This is a genomic window from Runella sp. MFBS21 (assembly GCF_029433105.1).
Taxonomy (GTDB): Bacteria; Bacteroidota; Bacteroidia; order Cytophagales; family Spirosomataceae; genus Runella.
Genome location: NZ_JARNTW010000016.1, coordinates 1 through 25,069, shown reverse-complemented (window position 1 = coordinate 25,069; position 25,069 = coordinate 1). Strand labels below are relative to the sequence as shown.

Genomic DNA, 25,069 nt, shown 5'->3' with positions numbered 1-25,069 from the left:
GTCGTGCAAGTTAGTACTTAAACAAGAAAAGTAGCAGATAATTATATTTTTTTTTCTACAATTATGTTGATAGTTAAATCCTATCATTATATTTGTCCTACAAATGAATTTTAGAATTAAATTTGGCTATTCTAAGTGCCCGTAAAAGAAAAAATGCATGAATCAAAACTTTATCAGGATGAAAAAGAAGCTAAAGTCGCCTTGGAGAGTATTATTTTTGGTTGCCCTATGTTGCGCCAGTTTTACAGTCTTATTTGCACAGCAAAAAATCGGCGGTGTGGTGCGGTCAGCCGAAGATTCCGCTCCTATGCCTTTTGTGACGGTGGTGGTCAAAGGCACTCAGCTCGGAGTAAATACCGACGCTAATGGCAAATACACCATTGCGGTGCAAAGTGGGCAAACCTTGGTTTTTAGTTTTGTGGGTTACAAATCACAGGAAGTGATGGTGGGTACCCAAACCGAAATCAATGTTTCATTAAATCAAGATTTGCAGACACTCAATGAAGTGCTTGTGGTGGGATACGGAACCCAATCGCGCGACAAAATAACGACGGCCGTATCGCGTCTTGATAATAAGGTATTAGAAAACGTGCCTTATCAAAACGCGGCATCGTCGTTGCAAGGGTCGATTGCAGGGGTACGCGTACAGACGGTTTCGGGACAGCCCGGCGCAGCACCACGGGTGGTATTGCGGGGTGGTACTTCTATCATTAATCCCAATGGAGCAGCACCTCTGTATATTATAGATGGTGTAGTTCGTCCAGATTTGAGCGATATCAGCTCTGAAGAAATCGAATCTATTCAGGTTCTAAAAGATGCTGCTTCGACGGCTATCTATGGAGCGCGGGCTTCTAACGGGGTAGTGATTGTAACTACCAAATCAGGTAAAAGTGGTAAGCTGAGAGTCAATTATCAGTATAATCTGTCGATGTCGCAATTGGCCAAGGGTTATGACCTTGCTTCGGCGCGAGATTATATTGATTACCAACGTCAAGGAATATTGGCTACAGTAGCGGTGTCGGGCAATTCGACTTATTTGACTCAGTTGGCTGGAAAAACGGGATACGGAACGGGTAACGATTTGACCAATTTGACACCTTATACTACCCAATATTTGACCGATCAAAATAGACAAAAACTCAATGAAGGCTGGCAGAGTATGCCCGACCCCGTAGATCCTACCAAAACGATTATTTTTCAGGAGACTGATTTTCAGAAAGTATTGTTTCAGAATGCGCTTTCCCACAACCACCACGTTTCATTGTCGGGTGGAAGTGAGAAAGCTACCTTCAATGCAGGTATTGGCTACATGAATGCACAAGGCATCGCCATTACGACCATGTACCAGCGTCTCAATTTTGACTTGAATGGAGATTTGATGGTCAACGACCACCTGAAGTTTTATGCGCGTATGATGTACTCGCGCTCAGGAAACAACCAAGTATTTTCAAACAACAGCATTTTTGAGCGCTCTATCGACATTCCTCAAACCACCAAGTATCGTTTTGAAGACGGTACATTGGCTCCTGGTTTGGCACAGTCGATTGGTAACCCAGAATATTTTCTGAATAAACTAAAAGGGAAAAACGCTTTCGCCAATCTTTCGATGGCGATAGGTAGTCATTGGCAGATTTTACCAGGGCTATCTTTTGACCCACAGCTTTCTATTTATGAAACTACGGGAGATGGCCGTTCGTTTCAGCAAGGATTCCTAAATGGCCCTACCTCGTTTGTTTCCACACGTACGGCCACGGGGTCGTTTGGCAAACGGACGCAATACCAAGCTGACGGAGTATTGTCTTATATCAAAAGCATCGGCCAAGCGCACAATCTTGATGCGAAGGTGGGTATTTCTTATTTCCAAAGAGATACTACTGGGCTAGGAGCCGTCGGGCAGGGGGCTTCTTCGGATTTGATTCCTACGCTCAATGCTTCTGCTACGCCTGTGTCGGTGACAGGTTTTGAAAGCCGCCAAGTATTAGTAGGGTATTTTTCACGTATCAATTATGACTACATGGAAAAATACCTTGTTTCGCTCAATGCCCGCTACGACGGTGCTTCTAACTTGGGAAAAACGCATCAATGGGGCTTTTTTCCGGGAGTATCTGTGGGCTGGAATCTTCATAAAGAAAATTTTTGGAAAGGAATCAGTGAAGATATGCTACGGGTTAAGTTGAGAGCAAGCTACGGTGTAAACGGTAACATTGCGGGACTCACTGATTTTCAATCACAAGGACAGTACAGTGTGGGGAATTTGTATAACACCAATGCCGCGATTACTAATACCGTATTGGCCAATTCAAGTTTGAAATGGGAACGTTCTAAAACAGTCAATATTGGTACTGACATCGCTGTATGGAATGGCCGAATCAATATGCTAGTGGATGTTTATCGCCGTGTGACTGACAATCTCTTAACCGATTTGAGCTTACCACTTTCGACGGGTTTTTCGAGCGTTCGTACCAATTTAGGAAGTCTTGAAAACAAAGGGATAGAGGTAGAACTTCGGGCCAACGTACTACCTTCAACTTCGCCTTTGGAATGGGTAGTATCGCTCAATGCGGCCAAAACCAAAATGAAAATTCTTAAACTACCTACCAATGGTAATATCAACAACCGTATTGGTGGTATCGAAATTTGGGATCCTCAGACTCAATCTTACGTATATTATGGCGGATTGCAAGAAGGCGGTCGGGTAGGAGATATGTTTTCCTATAAACAACTCGGAATTTATGCTACCGACGAAGCAGCCGCGAGTGCACCAATTGATTATCTAATTTCGAGAGCAAATCGTACCAAATACGGTGGAGATGTGATTTGGCTTGATGCCGACGGCAATGGCTCTATCGATGCCCGCGACCGCGTTTATGTAGGCAACCCTTTCCCAACTTTGACAGGCGGTATTTCAAACTCTCTTAGTTACCGTGGTTTAGGATTGTATGTACGTGCCGATTATACCACGGGTCATACGATTTTCAACTATCCTCGTGCACAGATGATTGGGCAGTTTCAAGGAGATATTAATATCTCAAAAGAGGCACTTTCGTCATGGAAAAAACCGGGTGATATCACCGAAGTTCCCAAGTACTACTGGGCCGATCAGTTGGGGCAAAACAACCTTTTCCGTAATGCTACCTCTGCCAATGGTAGTAATTCGAGATACTACGAATCAGGCGATTTTCTATGCTTAAGAGAGGTTTCACTTACATATAGTGTACCAAAAAAATACACAAGTCGCTTGAAAATAGATGGTGTAAGACTCAATCTAACTGCCCAAAATCTAGGGTATTTTACAAAATACAAAGGGCTGAATCCTGAAGAAGGAGGCACCGACCGTGGACGCTATCCTGTTCCTAGAACATTCATGTTTGGTTTAAATGTTTCGCTTTAACCCTTCCGAATTATCATGAAATCGAAATCCATATTTTTGAAATTGGTACTTTTGAGCCTTCTATTTGCCTCTTGTACCGAAAACCTAAATGTGACGCCGACGAGTGTCATCAGTAACGAATCTTTCTGGAAAACCCAAGACGATGCCAACGGCGGGGTATATGGCATGTATGTGTATCTTCGTACGCAAGCGAGTCGTAATATGTTTTTGTGGGGAGAAGCCCGTGGAGAGACGATGGGTTCTGGGATTCAGGGCCTAGACGGGCGTGATCCGTTTTATCTCAATCAGTTGGATGCCACTACTTCGGGTCCAGATTGGCAGGGGATGTATACCATTGTTCACCACGCCAACCTCGTTTTGAAAAATGTACCTAACATCAGCTTCACATCGGAAGCCGCTAAAAACAAGATTTTGGCGCAAGCTTATGCTATGCGGGCTTTTGTGTATTTTTCTATGGTCAGAACTTGGGGGGAGCTACCGATTGTGACCGAGCCTACCGTTCAATTTGACCCTGCATCTATCCAAAAAGAGCGTTCTTCTGTAGCAGATGTTTTCAAACTTATCAAAGACGACATTGATAAAGGTATAGCACTTTTTCCTGACAATACTTTCCCGACAGGGCGTAATATCTGGAGCAAGCCCGCTCTCAACGCCCTCAAAGGAGACGTATATCTTTGGACGGCCAAAAAACTAGGCGGTGGCAATGCCGATTTGACAAAGGCTTTGGAGGCTCTCAACCAAGTTAAGACTTCCGATGTGACTTTGTTGGATGATTATAGCAGTGTGTTTGATTATGCCAATAAAGGCAACAAAGAGATTGTGTTTGCCGTCAATTTTCGTCGTAATGAATTTACCAACAACGATTATCTAAATATGCACTTTGGGGCACCTTCTATACCTGTTGATATAAGCAGCGAAATATCGGCGGCCTTGGGAGTGGCTGGCGGGCAAAATTTCTGGGCACCTTCACAGACCTTTCGCAGTCAATTTACGGATGATGACCAACGTAAAAATGGGACTTTTCGCGAAATATACACCTCTACAAGCGGTACTCGCCGATTCTATGCTTCATTTGCCGTCAAATTTGACGGGATGGTAGAGCTAGGTACCCGTTATTATTTGGACGATTATGTCATTTATCGTTATGCCGATATTTTGTTGATGATTGCTGAAATCAAAAATGCCTTAGGACAAGACCCCACGGCCGAAATTATGCAAGTCAGAACAAGGGCTTACGGTAAAAATATTGCTACTCATGGTTTTGTAAATGGTACGCAAGCCCAGAATGATGAGGTTATTCTCAAAGAACGCTTGCTAGAGTTGGGCTTAGAAGGGAAGCGCTGGTGGGACCTTGTGCGTTTTGGCAAAGCTTTTGAAAAAGTACCTTCGCTCCAAAGTCGCGCTGGTAAAGATTACTTGTTGTTGTTCCCGATTTCAGCCAATACCCTTAGCTTGGAAAACAAAGTCAAACAGAATCCTGGCTATTAAGTACATCGTAATTTCGATTTTTTACCCGCAGAGATTCGCCGAATTATAAAAGCGCTGATTGCTGCTGAAAAAAGGTTTTGTATTAACAACAATCTGCGGGTAAAATTAAATGGCTGTGTACTAAATAGCTGATTACTAAGAATTTTGAAATTAAAATTTATCCATAATGTATAATAAATCATCCATCGGAGGGCTGTGGCCTGCTTTGTTTACCCCAGTTGACCAAGAAGGCGCACCTCATTTTGCGGAGTTAGAAAAAATTACTCAATTGTGTCTTGACCAGCAGCTCGACGGTATCTATGTGCTCGGCTCGACGGGGCAAGGGGTGTTGTTTAGCGAAAAACAAAGAATTGAAGTTACCCAAAAAGTAATGGAAATCGTTGGCAACAAAATCCCTGTGATGACTCAAGTAGGTGCACTGAATACCCGGGAGTCGATACGTCTGGCGCAAGCCGCCGAAAAAGCTGGCGTGTACGGAATATCTTCGGTAGCACCTATCTATTATCAAGGAGGTACCGAAAATGCCCTCGCTCATTACCGCGCCATTAGTTCTTCGATCAATATCCCCTTTTTCCCTTACCATGTAGGAAATCAAAGCATTTTTGCGGGCGACGCTCGCGCTTATATTGACAAACTGCTCACCCTGCCCAATATTGAGGGTATGAAACTGACCACCCAAAACCTCTACGAAATCAGTCTAATGCATATCTTGGCAGGCGATGATTTGATTCTTTTTAGCGGAGCAGATGAGTTGTTTTGTCAAGCTACTTTGAGTGGAACAGTGGGAGCTATCGGTAGTTTTTACAATCTATGGGGTGAAGAATGCCGCTATGTACGCAATGCTTTCATAGCCGGTAATTATGAATTGGGACAACGATTCATGCTCACTTTACAAGAAATCATCCATACTGTTTTGCCGAATGCGTGGTCGTTTTTTGACAAAGCAATGCAACTCAAACATGGTATTCGTATCGGTATGCCCAATCCGCCGTTGGGTATGCACAACCAACCGTGGGAGGACGAACCCGTGCTCGAAATTTTGGAAAAAATGGCATTGACCGTTGGGACGATTAGTAAATAAATCACGACAAAGGAGAATGAAAAAAAGAACTATCGTAGGTTTGATGGGTGGCTTGCTACTTTCGGCTACCCTTACGCAAGCACAAGAAAGCGTTCCTGTTTTTAATGAACAAAACGGAAAAATAACAGCCTCAGATGCGTGGATTCCCAAAAATGTGGAAGAACTGAAGGGGCAATTGATGGGGCCGTTTGTAAGAAACAAACAAGGGCATATCGTGGCTATTGATGGTCAAAATAGCAAAATCAGCAAAGATGAAGGCAAAACGTGGGAGTCATTCCCACTTTTTGCCCAACCCGAAAAATTCAACGTTTCGGGAGAAAGGGCGATGATTACGACCCGTAGCGGCGTTATTATTTTTGCTTTTCTCAATCTGGCGGAGCGTTCGGAATGGAAATGGGACCCCAAAACCTCCGATTCGCCGGGGGCTATTTTGCCTACTTATGCGATTCGTAGCCTTGACGGTGGCCGTACTTGGCAAAACTTGAGGCGACTTCATACCGAGCATACGGGCGCGATTCGGAGCATGATTGAAACCCAAATCGGAAATGTCATTTTTACGTCGATGATGATGCGCCACAATCCCGGTCATCATACGGTATTGACTTACACCTCGCGCGACGATGGCGAAAATTGGGAACGCTCAAACGTCATTGATTTGGGAGGTATTGGTCACCATAGTGGGGTGACAGAATCGACTATCGAGCAGCTCAAAGACGGGCAGATTTGGCAATTGATGCGTACCAATTGGGGCACTTTTTGGGAATGTTTTTCTGACGATGAAGGCATTACGTGGAAAACCATCCGTCCTACGGCTATTCCGGCGGCTTCGGCTCCTGGACAGCTCAAACGCCTGGCGTCTGGCAAACTCGTTTTGATTTGGAATCGACGTTTTCCCGAAGGAAAAAATACTTATCCCCTTCGTGGAGGCGATGGGCAGTTTTCGGAAATAGCGGCGAGCAATCACCGCGAAGAGCTATCTATCGCTTTCTCAGATGATGATGGCAAAACATGGAGTAAACCGAGAGTGATTGCGAAGTCATACAAAATCCAAAACAGTGATACTTCGAAAGCGTGGATTGCGTACCCTTATATTTTTGAGATAAAACCCGGCAAACTTTGGGTGACTACCATGCAAGGTGACCTGCGTATTTCATTGAATGAAGCTGATTTTTATTAATAAAATGCCTATGAAATCTATAAAAATGATTTTTGTCTTGGTGTTTTTGCTGAGTCAAACATTTATGATTCGTGCTCAGTTGGCAAAAGAAAATGAGGTGGTATTGAGACTTGAACCTGGGTCTAACAATCCTCGCAATAGTGAGGGGGATTTTGTAACCCTCAAAGATGGGCGTATCTTGTTTATATACAGTCGTTTCACGGGCAATTCGGCCAGTGATTTTGCCCAAGCCGATTTGGTAGCTCGATACTCTTCTGACGGTGGCAAAACATGGACTGACCAGGACCGCATGATTGTCAAAAACAACGCTGGTATGAACGTGATGTCGGTGTCTTTACTGCGCTTGCGAAATGGTGACATTGCCTTGTTTTATGCGGGCAAAAACTCCATTGATGATTGTATCCCGATGTTGCGTATCTCGAAAGACGAAGGCGAAACTTGGAGCGAAGCTACTACTTGTATTACGGACAAAAAAGGCTATTTTGTATTGAACAACAACCGCATCATTCAGCTCAAAAATGGTACGCTGCTCATGCCCGTAGCGCATCATAAGACTCCCGATGGAGGCGATTTCAATGACCACGGTGTTATTTACTGTTATCGTTCGGACGACAACGGAAAAACCTGGACTTCGAGTCTAGCCTTAGAAAATCCCAATGCCGTGATGCTACAAGAACCGGGGCTGATTGCGCTCGGTAAAAAAGAAGTCATGATGTTTATCCGAACAGATGCGGGAGTACAATATGCTTCTTTTTCAAAAGACGGTGGCAAAACTTGGAGCACCGTAGCGCCTACCGAAATCCGCTCGCCCCTTTCGCCTGCTTCGGTGGCGCGTATTCCTTCTACGGGCGATTTAGTGTTGGTTTGGAACGACAACAGTGCCGTAAAAGAAGGCTATAAAGGCCGCCGTACACCGCTCAATATTGCCGTTTCGAGCGATAACGGTAAAAGCTGGAAAAATCAACAAGTGCTTGAAAATGACCCCGATGGTTGGTATTGCTATACGGCGATTCATTTTGTTGGTAAAAAAAATCTATTGCTGAGTTATTGTGCTGGCAACCGCCCCAAAGGTACGGGGCTTTCGGTGACCAACGTGAGGCGATTGAGTATTGATTTTCTTTATCCATAACTCTTTTAAGTATTCCTAAACCCATGACTTATTTTCGAATTTATCGCTTATTAATTCCCCTTTTGTGGGCTGTGATTGGATTTACGGCAACAGCGCTAGGTCAGACAGACCCTGCTGTGACTTTACAACTTCGTCCCGGAGAAAACAATCCACGAAATAGTGAAGGGGATTTTATTACGTTGAAAAACGGCAAAATTCTCTTTGTCTATTCGCATTATACAGGCAAATCTACCAGCGACCATGCACCTGCTTATTTGGCGGGGCGTGTTTCCGACGACGGTGGCAAAACTTGGTCTTCTTCCGACCGCCTGATTGTGGACCGCGAAGGAGATATGAATGTGATGTCGGTATCGTTGTTGAGGCTAAAAAATGGGAAAATTGCCTTGTTTTATTTGAAGAAAAACTCCGAAATGGATTGTATCCCGCTGATGCGTATTTCGACCGACGAGGCGCAGACTTGGAGCGAACCCATTCCTTGTATTACTGACAAAAAAGGCTATTTTGTATTGAACAACAACCGCGTGATTCAACTTAAAAATGGACGATTGCTCATGGCGGTCGCTCTACATCGTACGCCCGAAACGGCTTGGCAAAATCGGGCCACACTTTTTAGTTATTACTCAGACGACAACGGCAAAACGTGGACTTCTAGCCCTGCGGTACCCAATCCTGCTCCTACAATCACGCAAGAACCGGGGCTCGTAGAGCTGAAAGACGGTAAAATCATGATGTTTATTCGGGCCGATAGTGGATTCCAGGAGCTTAGTTTTTCCGAAGACCGAGGTCAAACGTGGAGCCCTATTAAACCGAGCGATATTCTCTCGCCCCTTTCGCCTGCTTCAATGGCGCGTATTCCTTCCACGGGCGATTTGTTGATGGTCTGGAATAACAATAAAAAATCGGAAGAAGGCGGTCGTTGGGGCAAACGTACACCGCTGACCATTGCAGTTTCGCGCGATGAAGGCAAAACTTGGCAACATATCAAAAACATCGAAACCGACCCTGACGGCTGGTATTGCTACACGGCTATTCATTTTAAAGGCAAAGATGTATTGTTGGCTTATTGTGCGGGAAGTCAGGCGGCCAAAACCCACTTGTCGGTAGTCAATATTCGTAAAATGAGCATCAAATCGCTGTATCAATAGTATTGTTTTCTGTGATGAATCTTGTTCAGTCATATACTTTAAAATCCGCTCAAAGTGGCCCTCACGTTTTGTTGATAGCGGGCGTGCATGGAGATGAGTATGAGCCTATGAAGGCGGTATTGGTTTTGAAAGAAATCGTATCCAAACTACTCCATAAAGGCTCGGTTACGATTGTTCCCACGGCCAATGAAAGTGCATTTCGCAATGGTAGCCGCTGCGGAGAAGACGGATTGGATTTAGCCCGTACTTGTCCTGGTTCGCCCGACGGAAGCATTACGGAACGCATAGCCGACGAAGTAAGTCAGTTGATTCGACAAGCCGATTATTTGGTCGATATGCACACCGGTGGAGTGATGTTTGACATTGCGGCCTTAGCAGGATATATGCTTCATTCTGACTCTTTTGTGCTTGAATGCCAGCGGACTATGGCAAAAGCGTGTCAGTTGCCGATTGTATGGGGCACCGAGCCTACTCCCGAAGGTCGCACTTTGTCGATTGCCCGCGATGCAGGGGTTCCGGCCATTTATCTTGAATATGGCGGAGGAACCAATTTTCGGCCACAGGTCGCAGAAGCCTATCAAAATGCCTTTTTGAATATCCTTTCTTGGCTAGAAATGATAGAAAATAAAGCTACCCCTGTTTTTGAAGAACCCGTCTTTTGGGTAGAAGACCATCGGGTTTTGTCAGGCTACCTGCAAGCCATGCTTCCCGCGCCTACGGATGGCTTTTTTGTAGGAGAAAAAGTCATCGGAGAGTTTGTCAAAAAAGGAGAACGGTGGGGGTATGTAGTAGATCCCATGAGTGGGCTACAGACGGAGGTGTTTTGTGACAAAGACGGCTTGGCTTTTCTAAAAAGGGCGTTGATTAAAGTGCAAAAAGGCGACGCGTTAGGAGGGATTTTACCCATTACTCAACCCGGAAAAATTGTTATTTATGAATCCTAAAAAAGTGGCTATTATCACTGGCGCAGCTGGCGGGATTGGTAGTGCCACCGCCAGTGTTTTGGCGGAGGAAGGTTTTTGTCTTTCGCTGGTTGATACCGACGCCGAGCGACTTACACAACTCGACGAAGTGTTGCAAAAACATACCCAAACACTCCTTTTAGTGGGGGATTTGGCCGAAGCAGATTTTCTCCAACACATAGTGAAATCAACGATTGAAACTTGGGGGCAGATTGATGTGCTTATCAACAATGCGGCTTGGCGTACCTTAGAAAGTCTGCGTACCATGCAAGTGGAAACATGGGAGCGTACCTTGAAAGTATGTTTAACCGCCCCCGCTTTTTTGACCAAATGGGTGGCCGAAAACATGGAGCAGCAAGGCCGTTCGGGGGTCATTGTGAATGTGTCGAGCGTGATGGCTCATCGCCCTTCGGGTATGGGACCTGCCTACATTGCGGCCAAAGGAGGTTTGGAAAGTTTGACCCAAGAAACTGCCACGACTTACGGGCGTAGCGGAATCAGAGTACTGGGCATTGCGCCCGGTTTGGTCGAAACGCCCTTGAGCCGTGATTATAAAAATGACGAAGGCAATGACATTAGCCAAAAGCTAATTGACGAAATGACCGATTTTGTGCCATTGGGTCGCGGCGCATCGCCCCAAGAAATTGCCGAAGTGATTCGCTGGGCGATTTCTGATAGTGCCGCTTATATCACTGGTACAACCTTGCCCGTTGATGGTGGGTTTCATTTCAATTTCAATAAATATTCTATTAAAAAACTCCAACTGCCCAACGAATTTTGAAAACCATCTGGAATTATGCCGCGTACTTACCCGCTATCCCCGAAGCGCATCGCGTGTTTTTGGGTGAAGGACAAACCCCGTTGGTGAAATCTAAGTACATTGGCAAGCAACTAGGTCTTGAAGCCTTGTATTTTAAAACCGAAAACCTCAACCCAACAGGCTCTTACAAAGACCGTTTTGCGGCAGTACTAGTCAGTCAAATGCAGGCGGCAGGTCAAAAAGTATGTATTGCTACTTCAAGCGGAAATACAGGCGCTGCCTTGGCTGCTTATTGTGCGGCGGCGGGGATTGTGTGTATTGTGGTGGTGGTTGACGGCGCTCCCTTGCCCAAAATCAAACAAATGCAACTCTATGGTGCTGAGATATTGATGGTTAAAGATTTTGGAAAAAGTGCGTCAGTCACGGAGCAAGTCTTTGCTGAATTGGCTATTATTTGTCAAAAATCTGATTTACCGCTTCCTATTAGCGCGTTTCGTTATTGCCCGGCGGCTATGCAAGGCGTACAGACGTTGGTTTATGAAATTGCCGAACAACTTCCCGCTGCTCCGACACATATCTTCTCGCCCGCAGGAGGTGGGGGCTTGACGCTCGCTATTACCCGAGGTGTGTTGTCGGCAGGACTTGCCACCCGCGTACATTGTGTACAGCCCGAAGGCAATGACACGATTGCGTCGGCCTTACGTCAGGGACGTGATAAGGCTACGCCTGTCGGATACTCTACAACCCTTGTGAGTGGCTTGCAAGTAGCCAATGTCATTGATGGAGACCAAGTAATCGAAAACTGCCGACAACTAGGCGGTAATGGCTATACTGTTAGTGATGCTGAGGTATTTGAATGGCATCGCCAATTGGCTCAAACAGAAGGGGTTTTTGGCGAACCTGCGGGAGCAGTGGCTTTGGCGGGAGTTGTCAAAGCGCTTCGATTGGGCGAAATCGCTCCCACCGACGTGGTTGTTTGCCCTGTGACGGGTAGTGGTTTCAAAGACATGAGTGCAGTAGAACGAAATTTCGGCCTTCCGGCCATATCCACTATGGGTGTTGCTGATTGTGTTGCGGCTATTCAACAACATTTTGAGTAATACCTTATTACATCATTATGAAAAAAGTATCTTTTCTTTCCTCTGTATATCCTTGGGTAATTGTGGGCTTGCTTTGTGTAGTAGGCTGTCTCAATTACCTCGATCGAATGATGATTACCACCATGAGGGGGTCTATCATGAGTTCTATTCCCATGAGCGAATCCCAATTTGGCTTGCTGACTTCGTTGTTTCTTTGGGTGTACGGCTTGCTAAGTCCCTTAGCGGGTTATCTCGCCGACCGCTTCAATCGTAGTCGCGTCATCATCGGGAGTTTGTTTGTGTGGTCGTTGGTCACGTGGATGACCGCCTACGTATCGACTTTCGAAGAATTGCTCTTAACGCGCGCTTTGATGGGTATCAGCGAAGCCTGCTACATCCCGGCGGCCTTGGCATTAATCAGTGATTATCACCGAGGGAGTAGTCGCTCCTTGGCTACGGGTATCCACATGAGTGGTATCATGATTGGCCAAAGTTTGGGGTTTGTTGGTGGTTGGCTTGCCGAAGACCGTACTTGGAATTACGTCTTTTTGGTTTTTGGCATCATCGGAATTGTGTACGCGATACTGCTCACTTTTTCGCTCAAAGACCGCAAAGAAGACACTACAGTCGAAAACGCGATTTCTGAAACTACCTCTGCTATTGGGCTCAAAGACGCCATTAGTGTTTTGTTTAGTAACCGAGGCTATTGGCTAGCGTTGACCTTTTGGGGAATAGCAGGAGTTGTCACGTGGATGATTGTGGGTTGGCTTCCGACCTATTATCAAGAGCATTTTGGACTTACCCAAAGTGTAGCAGGTATGTACGCCACTGCCTATTTTCACCCCGCTTCTTTGTTTGGGGTGCTAGTAGGAGGCTATTTGGCCGACCGCTTCAGTCGTCAGAATCCTAAAGGAAGGATATTGGTTCCTATGATTGGACTAACCATTGCGGCGCCTGCTGTTTTCATTGCGGCAAGCACTTCCGTTTTTGGATTGGCGATCGCGGGCTTTACCATTTATGCTTTTACGCGTACTTTTTTGGATGCCAACATGATGCCTATTTTGTGCATGATTGTGGATCGCCGTTATCGAGCTACGGGTTATGGCATCATCAATATGCTTTCGTGTATTATCGGCGGTATTGGTATCTACGCTGGCGGGGCTGTTCGTGACGCTCACTTAGATTTGAGCATACTGTTTCGGGGAGCGACGGTCGTATTGTTGATTTGTGTTTTTCTCCTATATCGACTTTACCTAACAGCGCATGTTATCGACGAAAAAGAAGCTTAGATGAAAATGTTGTCCCTCTTTACGGGTCATTTTAAGGGGATTAACCTACGATTTATTAAAGGATAAATGATAATTAACAATTAGCAGTGGCTTGCCACTTAACAGATTTACATGAATTTCGAAGAACTCAAAAATCAGTTGTACGTAGCCGTTATTTCGGATGTATTGGACCAAATGGGCTATACGCATCAGGCTACGCGGATTGCGTTTACGCCTTATACGGGTATTAACAAAATCATGGGACGTTGTAAAACTACGCTTTGGGCCGATATGTATCATACCGATTCCAACCCTTATGAACTAGAGCTAAAAGCCGTTGATAGCTGCCAACCCGATGATATACTAATTGCGGCAGCGGGAGGCTCGGAGCGCTCAGGGATTTGGGGAGAGTTGCTTTCTACGGCAGCTCGCAATAGTGGCTGCGTAGGGGTGATTGTTCACGGAGCGATTCGGGACATTGCCAAAATGCGAGAAATGGCGTTTCCAGTATTTGCGACGGCTCGCAATCCTTATGATAGTCAAAATCGCCAACGGGTAGTTGATATAGATGTGCCCGTAGAAATCGACGGCGTTCGGTTTGCGCCCGGCGACATTGTAATGGCTGATGAAGACGGGATTGTGGTGATTCCCAAAGCCATAGAAGAGGAAGTGATCAAAGCGGCCTTGGCCAAAGTTTCGGCTGAAAATATTACCAGAGATGAGATTAAAAATGGAATGAAGGCCACTGAAGCCTATTTAAAATACGGAGTATTATGAGCACCAAAAAACAACCAATCACAGGAAGCGACGTTCCTCAAAGTCATTTGCCTTTTTCGCCGGGTATTATTTCTGGCGGTTATCTTTATATTTCAGGCCAAGCTTCGGTCGATGACAAAGGCAACATCGTCACTGATACCTTTGAAGGAGAGTGCCGCCGGTCATTTGATAATCTAAAACGCATTGCCGAAGCGGCTGGAACTACCCTTGACAATGCCGTTCAGGTACGAAATTATGTGGGTAAACAGGAATACTTGGCCGAATTCAATGCCATTTATCGCGAGTATTTCAGTGCGCCCTTTCCTGCTCGTACTACTCTCATAGGGTGTTTGGGAGATATTCTAAAATTTGAGGTAGATGCGGTCATTGCGTTATGAAAAAGCGAATCGCCCTATTAGGGATTTATCACGAAACCAACACTTTCATCGAGCGGCCTACCACGCTCGATGATTTTCGAAATGGGTATTGGCTTGAAGGACAGCAGATTTTGTCGGAGTACCGTGGCGCTCATCACGAAATAAGCGGGGTAATAGACGCCGTGGCAGAGGCCGAAGATATGGAGCTAGTGCCCATACTATATGTAGCGGCTACTCCCGGAGGTATCATTTCGGGTAAAACGTATGAAGCAATTCTCACTCAAATGTGGAATGCACTCGCCCAAGTGAGCCACCTCGATGGCTACGTGGTAGTGCCCCACGGAGCGGGAGTGTCGGAAAAATATCCTGACATGGATGGGCATTGGTTAGGCCAACTGCGTGAGAAAGTGGGGACTGATGTGCCTATCATCGGAACCCTCGACCCTCATGCCAATGTGAGTCCTGCGATGGCAAAGGTTACCAACGCCCTCACTGCATATGGTACTAATCCCCACATCGACCAATACGCAACGGGGTTGCGGGCGGGGCGCTGGATGGTAGAAACACTGAGAGGTAAGTTAAAACCTATCCAAAAATTAGTACAATTGCCCTTGGCGATTAGTATTGAGCAGCAATATACTTCGCACGACCCTTGCAAAAGCCTATTGGCTTTTATGAATGCAAAAGCGGCTGAAAATGACCTGATTCATGCAAGTTTGTTGTTAGGGTTTCCTTACGCAGACGTACCTGAGATGGGTTCTAGTTTTTTGCTCATCGCTAATGGGCTTGATACGCAAGAAACTCAATTAGAAGAAGTAGCAGAGCAGCTTACAGCCTATGTATTGAGCCGAAAAAGTCTTTTCAACGGAAAAAAAACGGGCATTGAAGAGGTTTATGAACAATTGTCTGATTTGCCCAAACCCATTTTGCTGCTCGACATGGGCGACAATGTAGGTGGGGGCTCTTTGGGCAATAGCACTCATTTGATTGAGTTTTTTGAAAAAAAATCTTTTGCCAAAGTATTTACGTGCCTAGCCGATCATACCGCCGTAGAAGAGGCTTTTCAGCATAGTTTGGGAGAGCGATTTGGGCTTGATTTGACTACTACCCAAGGCAGATGGCATGTCTATGTTACTTTAAGACAATTGTCAGACGGGATTTTTAAAGAAGATACTCCCAAACACGGCGGTTTTGTCAATTATAATATGGGCAATACGGCTATCGTCGAAACCGACCAAGGTAATATACTCATGCTTACGGCGCGTCGCACGCCGCCCTATAGCCTACGTCAGATGACCGCTTTTGGGTTAGAACCTGCTGCATTTGAGGCGATTATTGCCAAAGGCGTCAATGCGCCCATTGCGGCCTATTCGTCGGTATGCCCTGCAATCGTGCAAGTGGATACCCCCGGAGCAACGCAAGCCGATATGACCCTTTTTACGTATCATTGTCGGCGCAAGCCCTTATACCCATTCGAAGACCTCAGCTGATTTTGTCATGCAGATTACAGTCCAAAAATTATTTAATCTTCCTTTTTATACCGAAGGACCCGCCGTCGATTCGGAAGGCCATCTTTTTTTTACGGCCTTGACGGGTGGCTGGATAGGAAAGGTTGACCAACAAGGCGAAGCCATACAATGGGCCACTGCCGTATGTCCTAATGGACAGGCCATAGCAGCTGACGGCTCGCACTGGTTTTGTGATAGTAAGCAAGGCGGGATTTTGCGTTTTGATATCAATGGAAAGCCTCTGCCTGAGCCCGTTAGGGAGCAAATTGCGGGCGAAAAAATCCATACCCCCAATGACCTTATTCTTGATAGTAAAAATAACCTCTATTTTACGGATTCTTTGCTTATCGATGGTAAAGTGTTTTTCAAAGGGGCGGATGGTGATGAAAAAGTGGTGCTGCGAGGTATAGAATATGCCAATGGGTTGGCGTTATCAAACGATGAGCGGTATTTATACGTAGCAGAGAGTTATAAAAACCGAATCTTGCGGGTAGAACTTGCCGAACCGGGCATAGTGAAAGCCAAGGCAGAGATATTTATTGACTTGCCTACACATTCGTCGGGTGTGATTAGTCAAAATTTACCCGACGGCCTTGCCCTCGACCCCCAAGGTAATCTTTGGGTGGCACATTATGGGATGCAGGCTATTCAAGTTATAAATTCTCAAGGAGAGTGGTTGTTTAGTATTGATACACAGCTTCCTCTGACAAGTAATTTGTGTTTTATCGAATATCAGCCTGAGCGTCAAGTACTGCTTGTGACGGGAGGCTACGGCGAGCCTGGCCCCGGTGCTGTGATGGTAATTACTGTTTCTCATTCCTTCTGATTTAGTATGAAAAAACTCGCTTTGTTTCTTTTGTTTTTTACTATGAATTTTCTTCATGAAGTACTTGCTCAGTCTAAGGTAGAATGGGTAAAACTTCCCGATTTGCCCGATGTCAAAGGGCGTGCAGGGATGTTTGCGGGTGTAAGCCATAACGCTTTGATTGCTATTGGTGGGGCTAATTTTCCCGACAAGATGCCTTGGGAAGGAGGCAAAAAGCGTTGGTACAATGATGTTTTTGTGTTAGAAAAAGGCGGAACACCTAAGCGACTCCCTACGCAGCTTGCGGCAGCCTGTGGATATGGAGCTTCGGTTTCGTACCAAAACCAATTGCTGCTATTTGGGGGAAGTAACCAAGACGGGCATCTAACGCAGGCTGAGGCTCTGGAATGGAATGGTACGGATGTGGTTCGTAAATCCCTACCTGCACTTCCGTATCCTTTGGCTCAAATGGGAGGTTTAGTGCTAAACGATATGGTGATACTGATAGGTGGAAATCAAACACCTACCGCCGCACCACTCAAAACGTGTCTGGTGCTTGACCTTAAAGATACTGCCGCTGGTTGGAAAGAAATATTGTTTCCTGGAGAAGCTCGTATTTTTCCAATGTGTGGTAAAGACCAACAATATGGGTACGTATTTAGCGGCGAAACGTCAGGACTAAATCGTTTGGGACACAAATACCGTCATATTTTGACCGATGCTTATCGTTTTGAGTTGATACGCGAAAATGGTCAGCCTGTAGCGCGTTGGGAATCTCTTGCTCCTATGCCTCGTGGCGCGTCGGCAGGCGGGGCTACGGTACCTTTACTCAAAGACGGAAGGTTCTTTTTTTGGGGTGGGGTAGATGGCATGACGGGCGCATGGCGTACTCCTCCCAAACATCCAGGTATCATCAAAAGCCTCATGGTGTATCATCCTACCGACGACACTTGGGAGTACGTGGGGGAGCAAAAAGAATGGCCATCTAGGGTGACGCTTCCCGTAGTAGAGTGGGAGGGGGTTTGGGTATATGTGAGCGGTGAAATATTGCCAGGGGTACGTACGCCTTCTTTGATGGGTGTTCGCTGAGTGAGTTGGGTTTTTATAATTTGCGTCGGAGACGCAGCCTCATTTTTGCCCCAAATGGTAGTTTGGGGAAAGCTATCATTTTTGTAATATCTAAAGGATACAATTATTATTTAATCGTTTGTAAAATAGCGACCATTGCTGATAATATCACTAGCCAATGAATTGCAATATTTATAGTGAGTTTTTTGAGTAACAAAAAAAGTGTCCCAAATACAACTCCCCACGCGAAAAACCACCAAAACTGATTTATAGATTTTAATCCGTGCTGAAAAATAAAAGGAATGGTGGCAATAAAAATACTTAACCACTTGTTTACTTTGTTGCTTTCTAAAGCTCTGATGGCAAACCCTCTATACACTATTTCTTCTGCTAAACCTGCGACCAGTCCCATAAGAATGAAAATAAATCTTGTAGAGGTTGTTTTAGGAGTCAATGAAGATATTGATTTTAATTTTTCTGTATCTATAGAAGAGTTTGATAATAAAAATTCAATAAAGACAAGTAAGGTGCATGAAAAAAGTAAATATCCTGTAATAAGATAAATTAATTGCTTTTTTGAAAGTGTAAAACCAATATCTGTCCATTCCCAACCAGACTTTTGTAGTATTTTTGAGATAAAATATATTTGAAGTAAATACCATCCAATAATAATTGACCAAAATGTACTTAAAAAATCAAAACCAATGTTTGTAATTAAAGAGCGATTTAGAAGTAATAAAGAAATTAGAGTAGATATGGCTGGGAATCCAATAAGTACTACGATAGTTTTTGAAAAAGGTATGGCTTTAAGAACTTTCTTGTTTTGCATCATTCAAAGCATTTAGTGATTTGATGATGCAAACATAAATATAGCTTTCAAGAGAGGAGTTACCATTTGGTAAGTCTCAAATTTTTTCTGCTCTTATTCTGCTCAAGCTCTGTGGCGTAATGCCAAGGTAAGAGGCCAAATACTTTAAGGGGGTTCTTGCCATCCCTTTTCTACTCTGCAATTGTTCTAAATACCTTTCTTTGGCTGTTTTTGTCAGTAAGTCGATTTGCTGCTGTTGTTTGTCAATAAATGCCGCTTCTGCCACAAGCCTAGTAACCTTTTCGCCATGATTGCCACTAAGCAACGTCTGTTGGAAGTTTTGATGCGAAATGCGGAAGAGGGTTACATCTTCAAAAAGCCTAACTTCAATAGGTGTGGGTTGTTGCAGGGTAAATGACATATAATCACACAAAAATTCATTTTCAAAGGCAATATCAATACACACAAAGTTATTCTTATTCCAAATCAGATTTCCTCCACTTCCTTTAAGTAATAGACTTAAATATTTTTCTGTTGTATTTGAGGCTTTCAATACACTTTCTTTAGGGAAATGATGTACTCCTCCTAATTTTTCGAAATTTTCCCAGACCTTAATGTCAAGGCAGACAAAAGGATCAAAAAATTGCTTCAGAAGGTCTGCTATCATTAGTAATTATTTTCTACTTATAAATCTAAGAAACTAACTTTGCAAAAGTTGTGTAAAATTCAATCTCGTTTTTGCTCAAAATAGTAGATATCGGCGAAACTTGCAAAGTTGTTTCGCTTTATATTTAATGTGAGTCAATCTGGACATTAGGGGTGAGATTGTATCAGTATAACGAGAATGGTTTTTCTGAAGGGTTGTCTGAGTTAATTTTTATGTCGATATTCTAGGGGAAGAATACCCGTTTTTGCTTTGAATAGCCTTGAGAAATATTGAGGATAGGTGAATCCTAATTTATAGGCTAATTCACTGATGGATAAATTGGAGTTTAACAGTAAATCTTTGGCTTCTTCAATCAGGTAATAATGAATGCGCTCTTGGGCATTCATGCCTGTTTCTTTTTTTAATAGGTCACTCAAATAATTAGGAGACAGGTTCACTTGATCAGCTAAATATTTAACGGTTGGTAAACCCTTCTCACTTAACTCTGTGGACTGCATGTAATTCAGTAACACGGCTTCTACTTTTGTTAACAGGTCATTATTAACGTGCTTTCGAGTAATGAACTGCCTCTCGTAATAACGAGTACAGTAGTTGAGTAGTAACTCGATGTTCGAAACAATCAGTGTTTGGCTATGCTTGTCAATATTTTCCTGTAGTTCAGCATTGATTTTTTGGATAATATCGGCCAATACATTCTTTTCCTTTTCAGAAAGGTGAAGTGCTTCGTTGGTTTCATAGGAGAAAAATGAATACTCCTTGATGCTTTTTCCTAGAGAGGTGCCCCGGATTAAATCAGGATGGAAGAATAACCCCCAGCCTGTTGCATCGATGATTGGTTCTGTGGGCTCATCCATGGTGATCAACTGTCGAGGAGCCATGCAAATTAGACTACCTTCTTGGAAATCATAGGTCTGCTGACCATACTTCATTTTGTTGATGCAGAAGTTTTTGAACATGACCGAGTAAAATCCCAACGTCATTTTCATACCAGAGTTGATCTGTTCCTGATATTTCGAGAAATCGACCACGGCCACCAATGGATGCTTTACTTCCGCCTTTGGAAGCATTTTATACATCTCAATAATCGTTTCTATATGATGGATATTGCTCATAACCAGTGTTTTTTATGAATACGAATCATGGGTAAAAACGGTAAATCGTATAGGGTCTATTTTTCTAAGAATTAAGGAGCCAAGTGCCCTGCCAGTTGTTATAGATAGGTGGGAATGTGAATTTTTAGGTTGTACTCTAAATATTACCAGATCGACTATAAATCGAGCCAGATAGCGATTTGCTTTTTTCATGACTTTAGTTATTTAGCCTTTAGTATTTGTACATCAACCAATACCTGAAAACGGTCTTCCATGGTGGTTTTGAGGGGGAGAAACGTTAATTGCAGATCTCGCTTTATTTTGGAATTATCCACGCTAAACGGAATGTCAACGTTAGTTATTGCGAATCATTTGTCGAGTAAAAAATTTATTGGCCATGGGGCCTACGATCATCAACAACCGCAAAACCAGGCGCGCCAGTTACCAGTACTGGTTTTGATTGATCCATTTGAACCATTGTTTTAAAATAGGAAGGATAACGAATGTTTTATTTTGTTAATGTAATGCGGCCAAAATAGCGTTATAATACGTGTCGGCTCGTTCCTGGGAGAAATAGTCAATTGCCAAACCTGCTATAGCGAAATACGATAACCCAATACCGATGCCCATCCAGGTTGGATTTTTGGTAGTCCAGAAAATGAGTAACGTGGCGGCAAAAAAGATAGTAGCCACGATTTTGGACACCTTATAGCCATATTGAAAATCATCTACTCGTTTCTTCTCAGAGACAATAAACGCTTTTTGGTCTTGCTGATAACTTTTAGGCAATTCTACCATTCGTTTTGGGTTAGAAACAAGCATTCCTCCTCCAACACCTATATAAATGACCCCACATACCAGAAGTGGCCATAAAAGGGCATGAGAATTAGGCGTATTGCCCAATTTCCAAAACAGAAATCCCACAACTGCGGTTAAAATTCCGAAGGAAACAATGAGTTTAGCTTCAAATAATTCTCCTTTAATCCAGTTGGTTGTGTGTTGTATCAACTCCATAGTCTTTTATCTTTTAATCGTATATTTTATTTACTTCCGTGCTTCTTCTAGTATTCTTCCTGACTCCAGAATTGTATATATCAAAGGAGGCTTTGTAGCGTAACGGAGCATCAATGTGGCAAGGTCTTTTACTTCCAATGGTGCCATCTTGCAGAACAATCCAACTTTATTCAGAAAAGAAATAACAGTTACACCTATCTTTTCGCCTGTTCGGTCAGTTTCGGGTCTTATCAATGGACCAGGGCGGAAAACGACAACGTTTTTAAAGCCTAATGCTTCTACAGATTTTTCCAACTCCCCCTTCATTCTTGAATAGAATATCAATGATTTCGGATTAGCGGTAGAAGATGAAATCAGGATAAAAGTAGGGATATGATTATCTTTGGCTAGTTTGGCAAATTCGTACTGGTACTCATAATCTACGACATACTGCGCTTTCTGACTACCTGCTGCTCGCAACGTAGTGCCAAGGCATGAAAATGCTACATCGCCAGAAATGTGCTTTTTCCAATCACTTAATTTCCCAAAATCCACAACTATTGTATTCAGCTTAGGATGTTTTATAGGAAGTGGTTTGCGAACTAAGGCTACAATTTCCGAAACGTCCTTACTTGCCATGAGCAATTGCAACAATTCCTTGCCCGTTGCTCCTGTTGCCCCTATGATGACTGCTTTCATGTCAACTGCGTTATTATTACCAGACAAAGTACTGAATATTTTTAGAGACAGTGATTAATCAAATCCACGATTGTTGTATACAAATCCACGTTTTCAGTTAGTAGGATGAGTGCTGTATCTAGACAAGTATGTTTTGCTCAATAGCAAGCTGGTGCAGGTTGGTTTTTAGGCAAGATATGATGCAGCATTTTGTCAAACATAACAAGAAACCCTCACGGGCTTTGAAGCCAATGAGGGGGAAATGCCAATATTACATTTTGAAAGAAAGACGTTTTTTATCTCGCTGTCCAGCCTCCATCTGCCGTGATAACATCTCCATTTATAAAACTGGACTCATCAGATGCGAGGAATAGGGCAATCGTAGCAATCTGCTCCGGAACGCCCATAATGGATTCGCCAGTACTCAAGATAGCTTTGTATCCCAATTCACTAGGGTCTGTAATGGTTTGTCCTATGTTCGTTTTTACGCCGCCTGGGGCAATGGCATTGCAGCGTATTTTGCCAAAAGTGCCATAAGTGGATGCGATATTTTTGGTGAGTCCTAAAAGCCCATGCTTTGAGGCTACATAGGCAGCTCCACCGCGAGCTCCAAATAAACCTCCGATAGAAGCATTGTTGATAATAATTCCACCCGTCTCTTGCTTCTCCATAATATGTATCGCAGCACGGGCAGCTTTAAATGGCCCCGTAAGGTTGATACCTATCACCCTCTCCCAAGAGGCATCGTCCACTTCACCGACGGGTTTGAAATTGTCCATAATACCCGCATTATTTACCAGAATATCAAGCTTTCCGTAGGTAGTTACGGCTGCCGCTACCATCGCCTCAATGTCGTTTTCATTGGCCATATTTGCTTTGACAGCTATTGATTTCCCTCCTTCTTGTTGAATTTCGGCAACAATCGTTTCTATGGCTTCTTGGTTGATGTCGGCCAGTATTACATTGGCCCCTTCTTTAGCAAATAATTCTGCAATGGCTTTTCCCATTCCAGAACCTGCTCCGGTCACAATCGCTGTTTTGTTCAATAATTTTTTCATATGCAAAATGAAAGATGTTAAAAGACATTTCTTTTTTTGTAGTTGTCCTCATTCCATTACCTACTATCTAGTTCCAAAGGTACGAAGCCTGACTTGGTATATTGGTACTACGATAAAAAACCTCACAGGCTTTTATAATCTGTGAGGGGATGCACATTGGAAAAATGTGCAAGGTACTACCTAATAAAATGAAATTCTTCGCATCTTCTTGGGCATCACGATTTCTGCCATTTTGAGGAGTTTATGTCAACTGTTTTCAATTAAGTACAGAATAAACAACAACTATGGATAAGCACTCTACTATGGTTGTCTTGACCTAGTGGTTGACCATTTTACATCTGACTCATGACAATTTTATCGAATAGTTCATCACCCAGATAAGTCCGCATCCAGACCATTGGCTTGGCAAATTTCCCGACTCGGTAACGGGTTTTAGGATTGTTGCTATTGACAATCTTACTGATGGCATCGGCAATGACTGAAGGTTTGGATGAACCATTGCCTTCTGCCGATTTTTTTGTTCCTTCAATGATTTTATCCATCATCTCCCGATAGGCACTGTCGGGGCGGATTTTGGCGAAATTGTTTAGGAGTACCGATCCAAATTCAGTAGCAATAAAGCCAGGTTCCAACACGACTACGTTAATATGGAAGGGCTTCAATTCTAGGCGTAAGCAATCGCTTAATCCTTCCACTGCGTGTTTTGACGCATGATACCAGGCTCCCATCGGAAAATACATCTTTCCTCCCATTGATGAGGTATTAATGATTGTACCTGACTTAGTTTCCCGCATGTAAGGGACTACTTTCTGGGTCATGGCTGCCATTCCAAACACATTTACCTCAAACTCCCTTCGAGCTTCGTCTAAAGGAACATCTTCTACCGAGCCGTATAAACCAAAACCAGCGTTATTCCACAGTACATCAATTTTACCTTCTTTTTTGATGATGGTATCCACTACCTGTTGAATATCGGCTTCGTTTGTGACATCCATTTGTAGGGGAAACCCACCCATCGCTTTCAGGTCTTGCATTTGGTCAATTCGGCGGGCAACAGTATAAACGCGGTGGCCTTCACCAATTAGTTTTTTAGCGGTTTCTTTGCCCATTCCTGAACTGGCACCCGTGATTAAGATTACTTTTTTCATGATTGATTTTAATTGTCTTGATTTGATTACAAAATTAGCGTAGGCCTATCGTTGGGGAGTAATACGAATTCTGGTTTTCTGTATACATTTTCTCTTTCTTAAGCAAGTGTCAATGAAGGGAGCTTGTTCAGTCTTGATAGAAATGGCCGTTCCTAATCCTTTTCTACGTCAATATTTTTCTTGCAGAGTCAAAAAATGTGTATCGGTACGGCATTCGCTAATATTTGCCTACTATAAAACACGATTAAACCAATCCCAATAGCTATTTCGTGAGTGGGGAGTCTTGATTACTACGTAGCTTAGAACACGTTCTATCTTTCCTTCGAGACAGATTGAAGGAATTGGATTTTTATTGTTTTGAGTATAAAGGCAAGGTATAACTCTGTCATATCTTTTAATTAGACCTTATTGTCGGCTTTTAAATTGTCTGAATTGCGAGGATATTTATGCCATGAGGTATAACCTATCATTAGGTTAATTTAACAAAAATGTATTTGTCTAAACGACTGTATATCCCTGAAATAGCTTGACACAAATTGTGTAAAGTTATGAAAGTGAGCAGCTTTATTAATTTAAAGAAAAAGTACAAAACAGGTGCCTTTCGATGGCATGTCATTGAACTGTATCGATTG

At 43.6% G+C, this 25,069-nt stretch carries 22 protein-coding genes; 15 read left to right on the top strand and 7 right to left on the bottom strand.

What is annotated here, in order from left to right; translation table 11 throughout:
- Positions 1–178 precede the first annotated feature (178 nt).
- The 15 genes from P1X15_RS23650 (at position 179) to P1X15_RS23580 (ending at position 18,015) form a co-directional block, all read left to right on the top strand.
- Positions 179–3,391 carry a TonB-dependent receptor gene (locus P1X15_RS23650; RefSeq protein WP_277340615.1) on the top strand — a complete coding sequence of 1,071 codons (3,213 nt, stop codon included), beginning with the start codon at positions 179–181 and terminating at the stop codon, positions 3,389–3,391.
- 15 nt (positions 3,392–3,406) lie between these two features.
- Entirely contained in the window at positions 3,407–4,879 is a 1,473-nt protein-coding gene (locus P1X15_RS23645) for a RagB/SusD family nutrient uptake outer membrane protein (RefSeq protein ID WP_277340614.1), read from the top strand.
- A gap of 166 nt (positions 4,880–5,045) precedes the next feature.
- The gene (locus P1X15_RS23640) at positions 5,046–5,960 is read left to right on the top strand and encodes a dihydrodipicolinate synthase family protein (protein WP_277340613.1); all 915 of its coding nucleotides are present in this window, start codon (positions 5,046–5,048) and stop codon (positions 5,958–5,960) included.
- Positions 5,961–5,976: 16 nt separating this feature from the next.
- Entirely contained in the window at positions 5,977–7,137 is a 1,161-nt protein-coding gene (locus tag P1X15_RS23635) for a sialidase family protein (RefSeq protein ID WP_277340612.1), read from the top strand.
- Between the two features lie 10 nt (positions 7,138–7,147).
- Positions 7,148–8,266, top strand: coding sequence for a sialidase family protein (locus tag P1X15_RS23630; RefSeq protein WP_277340611.1), 1,119 nt, complete (start codon positions 7,148–7,150; stop codon positions 8,264–8,266).
- Positions 8,267–8,289: 23 nt separating this feature from the next.
- A complete protein-coding gene (locus P1X15_RS23625; protein WP_277340610.1) occupies positions 8,290–9,411 on the top strand; it encodes a sialidase family protein in 1,122 nt (373 codons plus the stop codon).
- 14 nt (positions 9,412–9,425) lie between these two features.
- Positions 9,426–10,355: a succinylglutamate desuccinylase/aspartoacylase family protein gene (locus P1X15_RS23620; RefSeq protein WP_277340705.1), complete on the top strand. Its 930-nt coding sequence runs from the start codon at positions 9,426–9,428 to the stop codon at positions 10,353–10,355.
- The gene (locus tag P1X15_RS23615) at positions 10,345–11,154 is read left to right on the top strand and encodes an SDR family NAD(P)-dependent oxidoreductase (RefSeq protein ID WP_277340609.1); all 810 of its coding nucleotides are present in this window, start codon (positions 10,345–10,347) and stop codon (positions 11,152–11,154) included. Before P1X15_RS23620 ends, P1X15_RS23615 begins: the two co-directional genes overlap by 11 nt.
- Positions 11,151–12,233: a pyridoxal-phosphate dependent enzyme gene (locus P1X15_RS23610; protein ID WP_277340608.1), complete on the top strand. Its 1,083-nt coding sequence runs from the start codon at positions 11,151–11,153 to the stop codon at positions 12,231–12,233. Before P1X15_RS23615 ends, P1X15_RS23610 begins: the two co-directional genes overlap by 4 nt.
- Before the next feature lie 17 nt (positions 12,234–12,250).
- Positions 12,251–13,501, top strand: a complete 1,251-nt coding sequence (locus tag P1X15_RS23605; protein ID WP_277340607.1) for an MFS transporter — start codon at positions 12,251–12,253, stop codon at positions 13,499–13,501.
- A gap of 111 nt (positions 13,502–13,612) precedes the next feature.
- Positions 13,613–14,257: an RraA family protein gene (locus tag P1X15_RS23600; protein WP_277340606.1), complete on the top strand. Its 645-nt coding sequence runs from the start codon at positions 13,613–13,615 to the stop codon at positions 14,255–14,257.
- The gene (locus P1X15_RS23595; RefSeq protein WP_037328195.1) at positions 14,254–14,634 is read left to right on the top strand and encodes a RidA family protein; all 381 of its coding nucleotides are present in this window, start codon (positions 14,254–14,256) and stop codon (positions 14,632–14,634) included. Before P1X15_RS23600 ends, P1X15_RS23595 begins: the two co-directional genes overlap by 4 nt.
- Positions 14,631–16,103, top strand: coding sequence for a M81 family metallopeptidase (locus P1X15_RS23590; protein ID WP_277340605.1), 1,473 nt, complete (start codon positions 14,631–14,633; stop codon positions 16,101–16,103). The genes P1X15_RS23595 and P1X15_RS23590 overlap by 4 nt, the downstream gene beginning before the upstream one ends.
- Positions 16,104–16,110: 7 nt before the next feature.
- Positions 16,111–16,947 (top strand): SMP-30/gluconolactonase/LRE family protein, encoded by an 837-nt coding sequence (locus tag P1X15_RS23585; protein WP_277340604.1) that lies wholly within the window; start codon positions 16,111–16,113, stop codon positions 16,945–16,947.
- A gap of 42 nt (positions 16,948–16,989) precedes the next feature.
- Positions 16,990–18,015: a hypothetical protein gene (locus tag P1X15_RS23580; RefSeq protein WP_277340603.1), complete on the top strand. Its 1,026-nt coding sequence runs from the start codon at positions 16,990–16,992 to the stop codon at positions 18,013–18,015.
- Between the two features lie 106 nt (positions 18,016–18,121).
- Here P1X15_RS23580 and P1X15_RS23575 read toward each other — a convergent pair whose 3' ends face one another.
- The 7 genes from P1X15_RS23575 to P1X15_RS23545 all read right to left on the bottom strand — a co-directional run bounded on the left by P1X15_RS23575 (position 18,122) and on the right by P1X15_RS23545 (position 24,437).
- On the bottom strand, positions 18,122–18,826 hold the full coding sequence (locus P1X15_RS23575) for a CPBP family intramembrane glutamic endopeptidase (RefSeq protein ID WP_277340602.1): 705 nt from the start codon (positions 18,824–18,826) through the stop codon (positions 18,122–18,124).
- 73 nt (positions 18,827–18,899) lie between these two features.
- Positions 18,900–19,469 carry a Crp/Fnr family transcriptional regulator gene (locus tag P1X15_RS23570; RefSeq protein ID WP_277340601.1) on the bottom strand — a complete coding sequence of 190 codons (570 nt, stop codon included), beginning with the start codon at positions 19,467–19,469 and terminating at the stop codon, positions 18,900–18,902.
- A gap of 203 nt (positions 19,470–19,672) precedes the next feature.
- Positions 19,673–20,581 (bottom strand): AraC family transcriptional regulator, encoded by a 909-nt coding sequence (locus P1X15_RS23565; RefSeq protein WP_277340600.1) that lies wholly within the window; start codon positions 20,579–20,581, stop codon positions 19,673–19,675.
- A gap of 495 nt (positions 20,582–21,076) precedes the next feature.
- Complete coding sequence (locus P1X15_RS23560; protein WP_277340599.1) at positions 21,077–21,574, bottom strand: hypothetical protein; 498 nt, start codon at positions 21,572–21,574, stop codon at positions 21,077–21,079.
- A gap of 30 nt (positions 21,575–21,604) precedes the next feature.
- Positions 21,605–22,252 carry an NAD(P)H-binding protein gene (locus P1X15_RS23555; RefSeq protein ID WP_277340598.1) on the bottom strand — a complete coding sequence of 216 codons (648 nt, stop codon included), beginning with the start codon at positions 22,250–22,252 and terminating at the stop codon, positions 21,605–21,607.
- A 275-nt stretch (positions 22,253–22,527) separates the two neighbouring features.
- Positions 22,528–23,289 (bottom strand): glucose 1-dehydrogenase, encoded by a 762-nt coding sequence (locus P1X15_RS23550; RefSeq protein WP_277340597.1) that lies wholly within the window; start codon positions 23,287–23,289, stop codon positions 22,528–22,530.
- Positions 23,290–23,621: 332 nt separating this feature from the next.
- Positions 23,622–24,437 (bottom strand): oxidoreductase, encoded by an 816-nt coding sequence (locus P1X15_RS23545; protein WP_277340596.1) that lies wholly within the window; start codon positions 24,435–24,437, stop codon positions 23,622–23,624.
- Positions 24,438–25,069 lie beyond the last annotated feature (632 nt).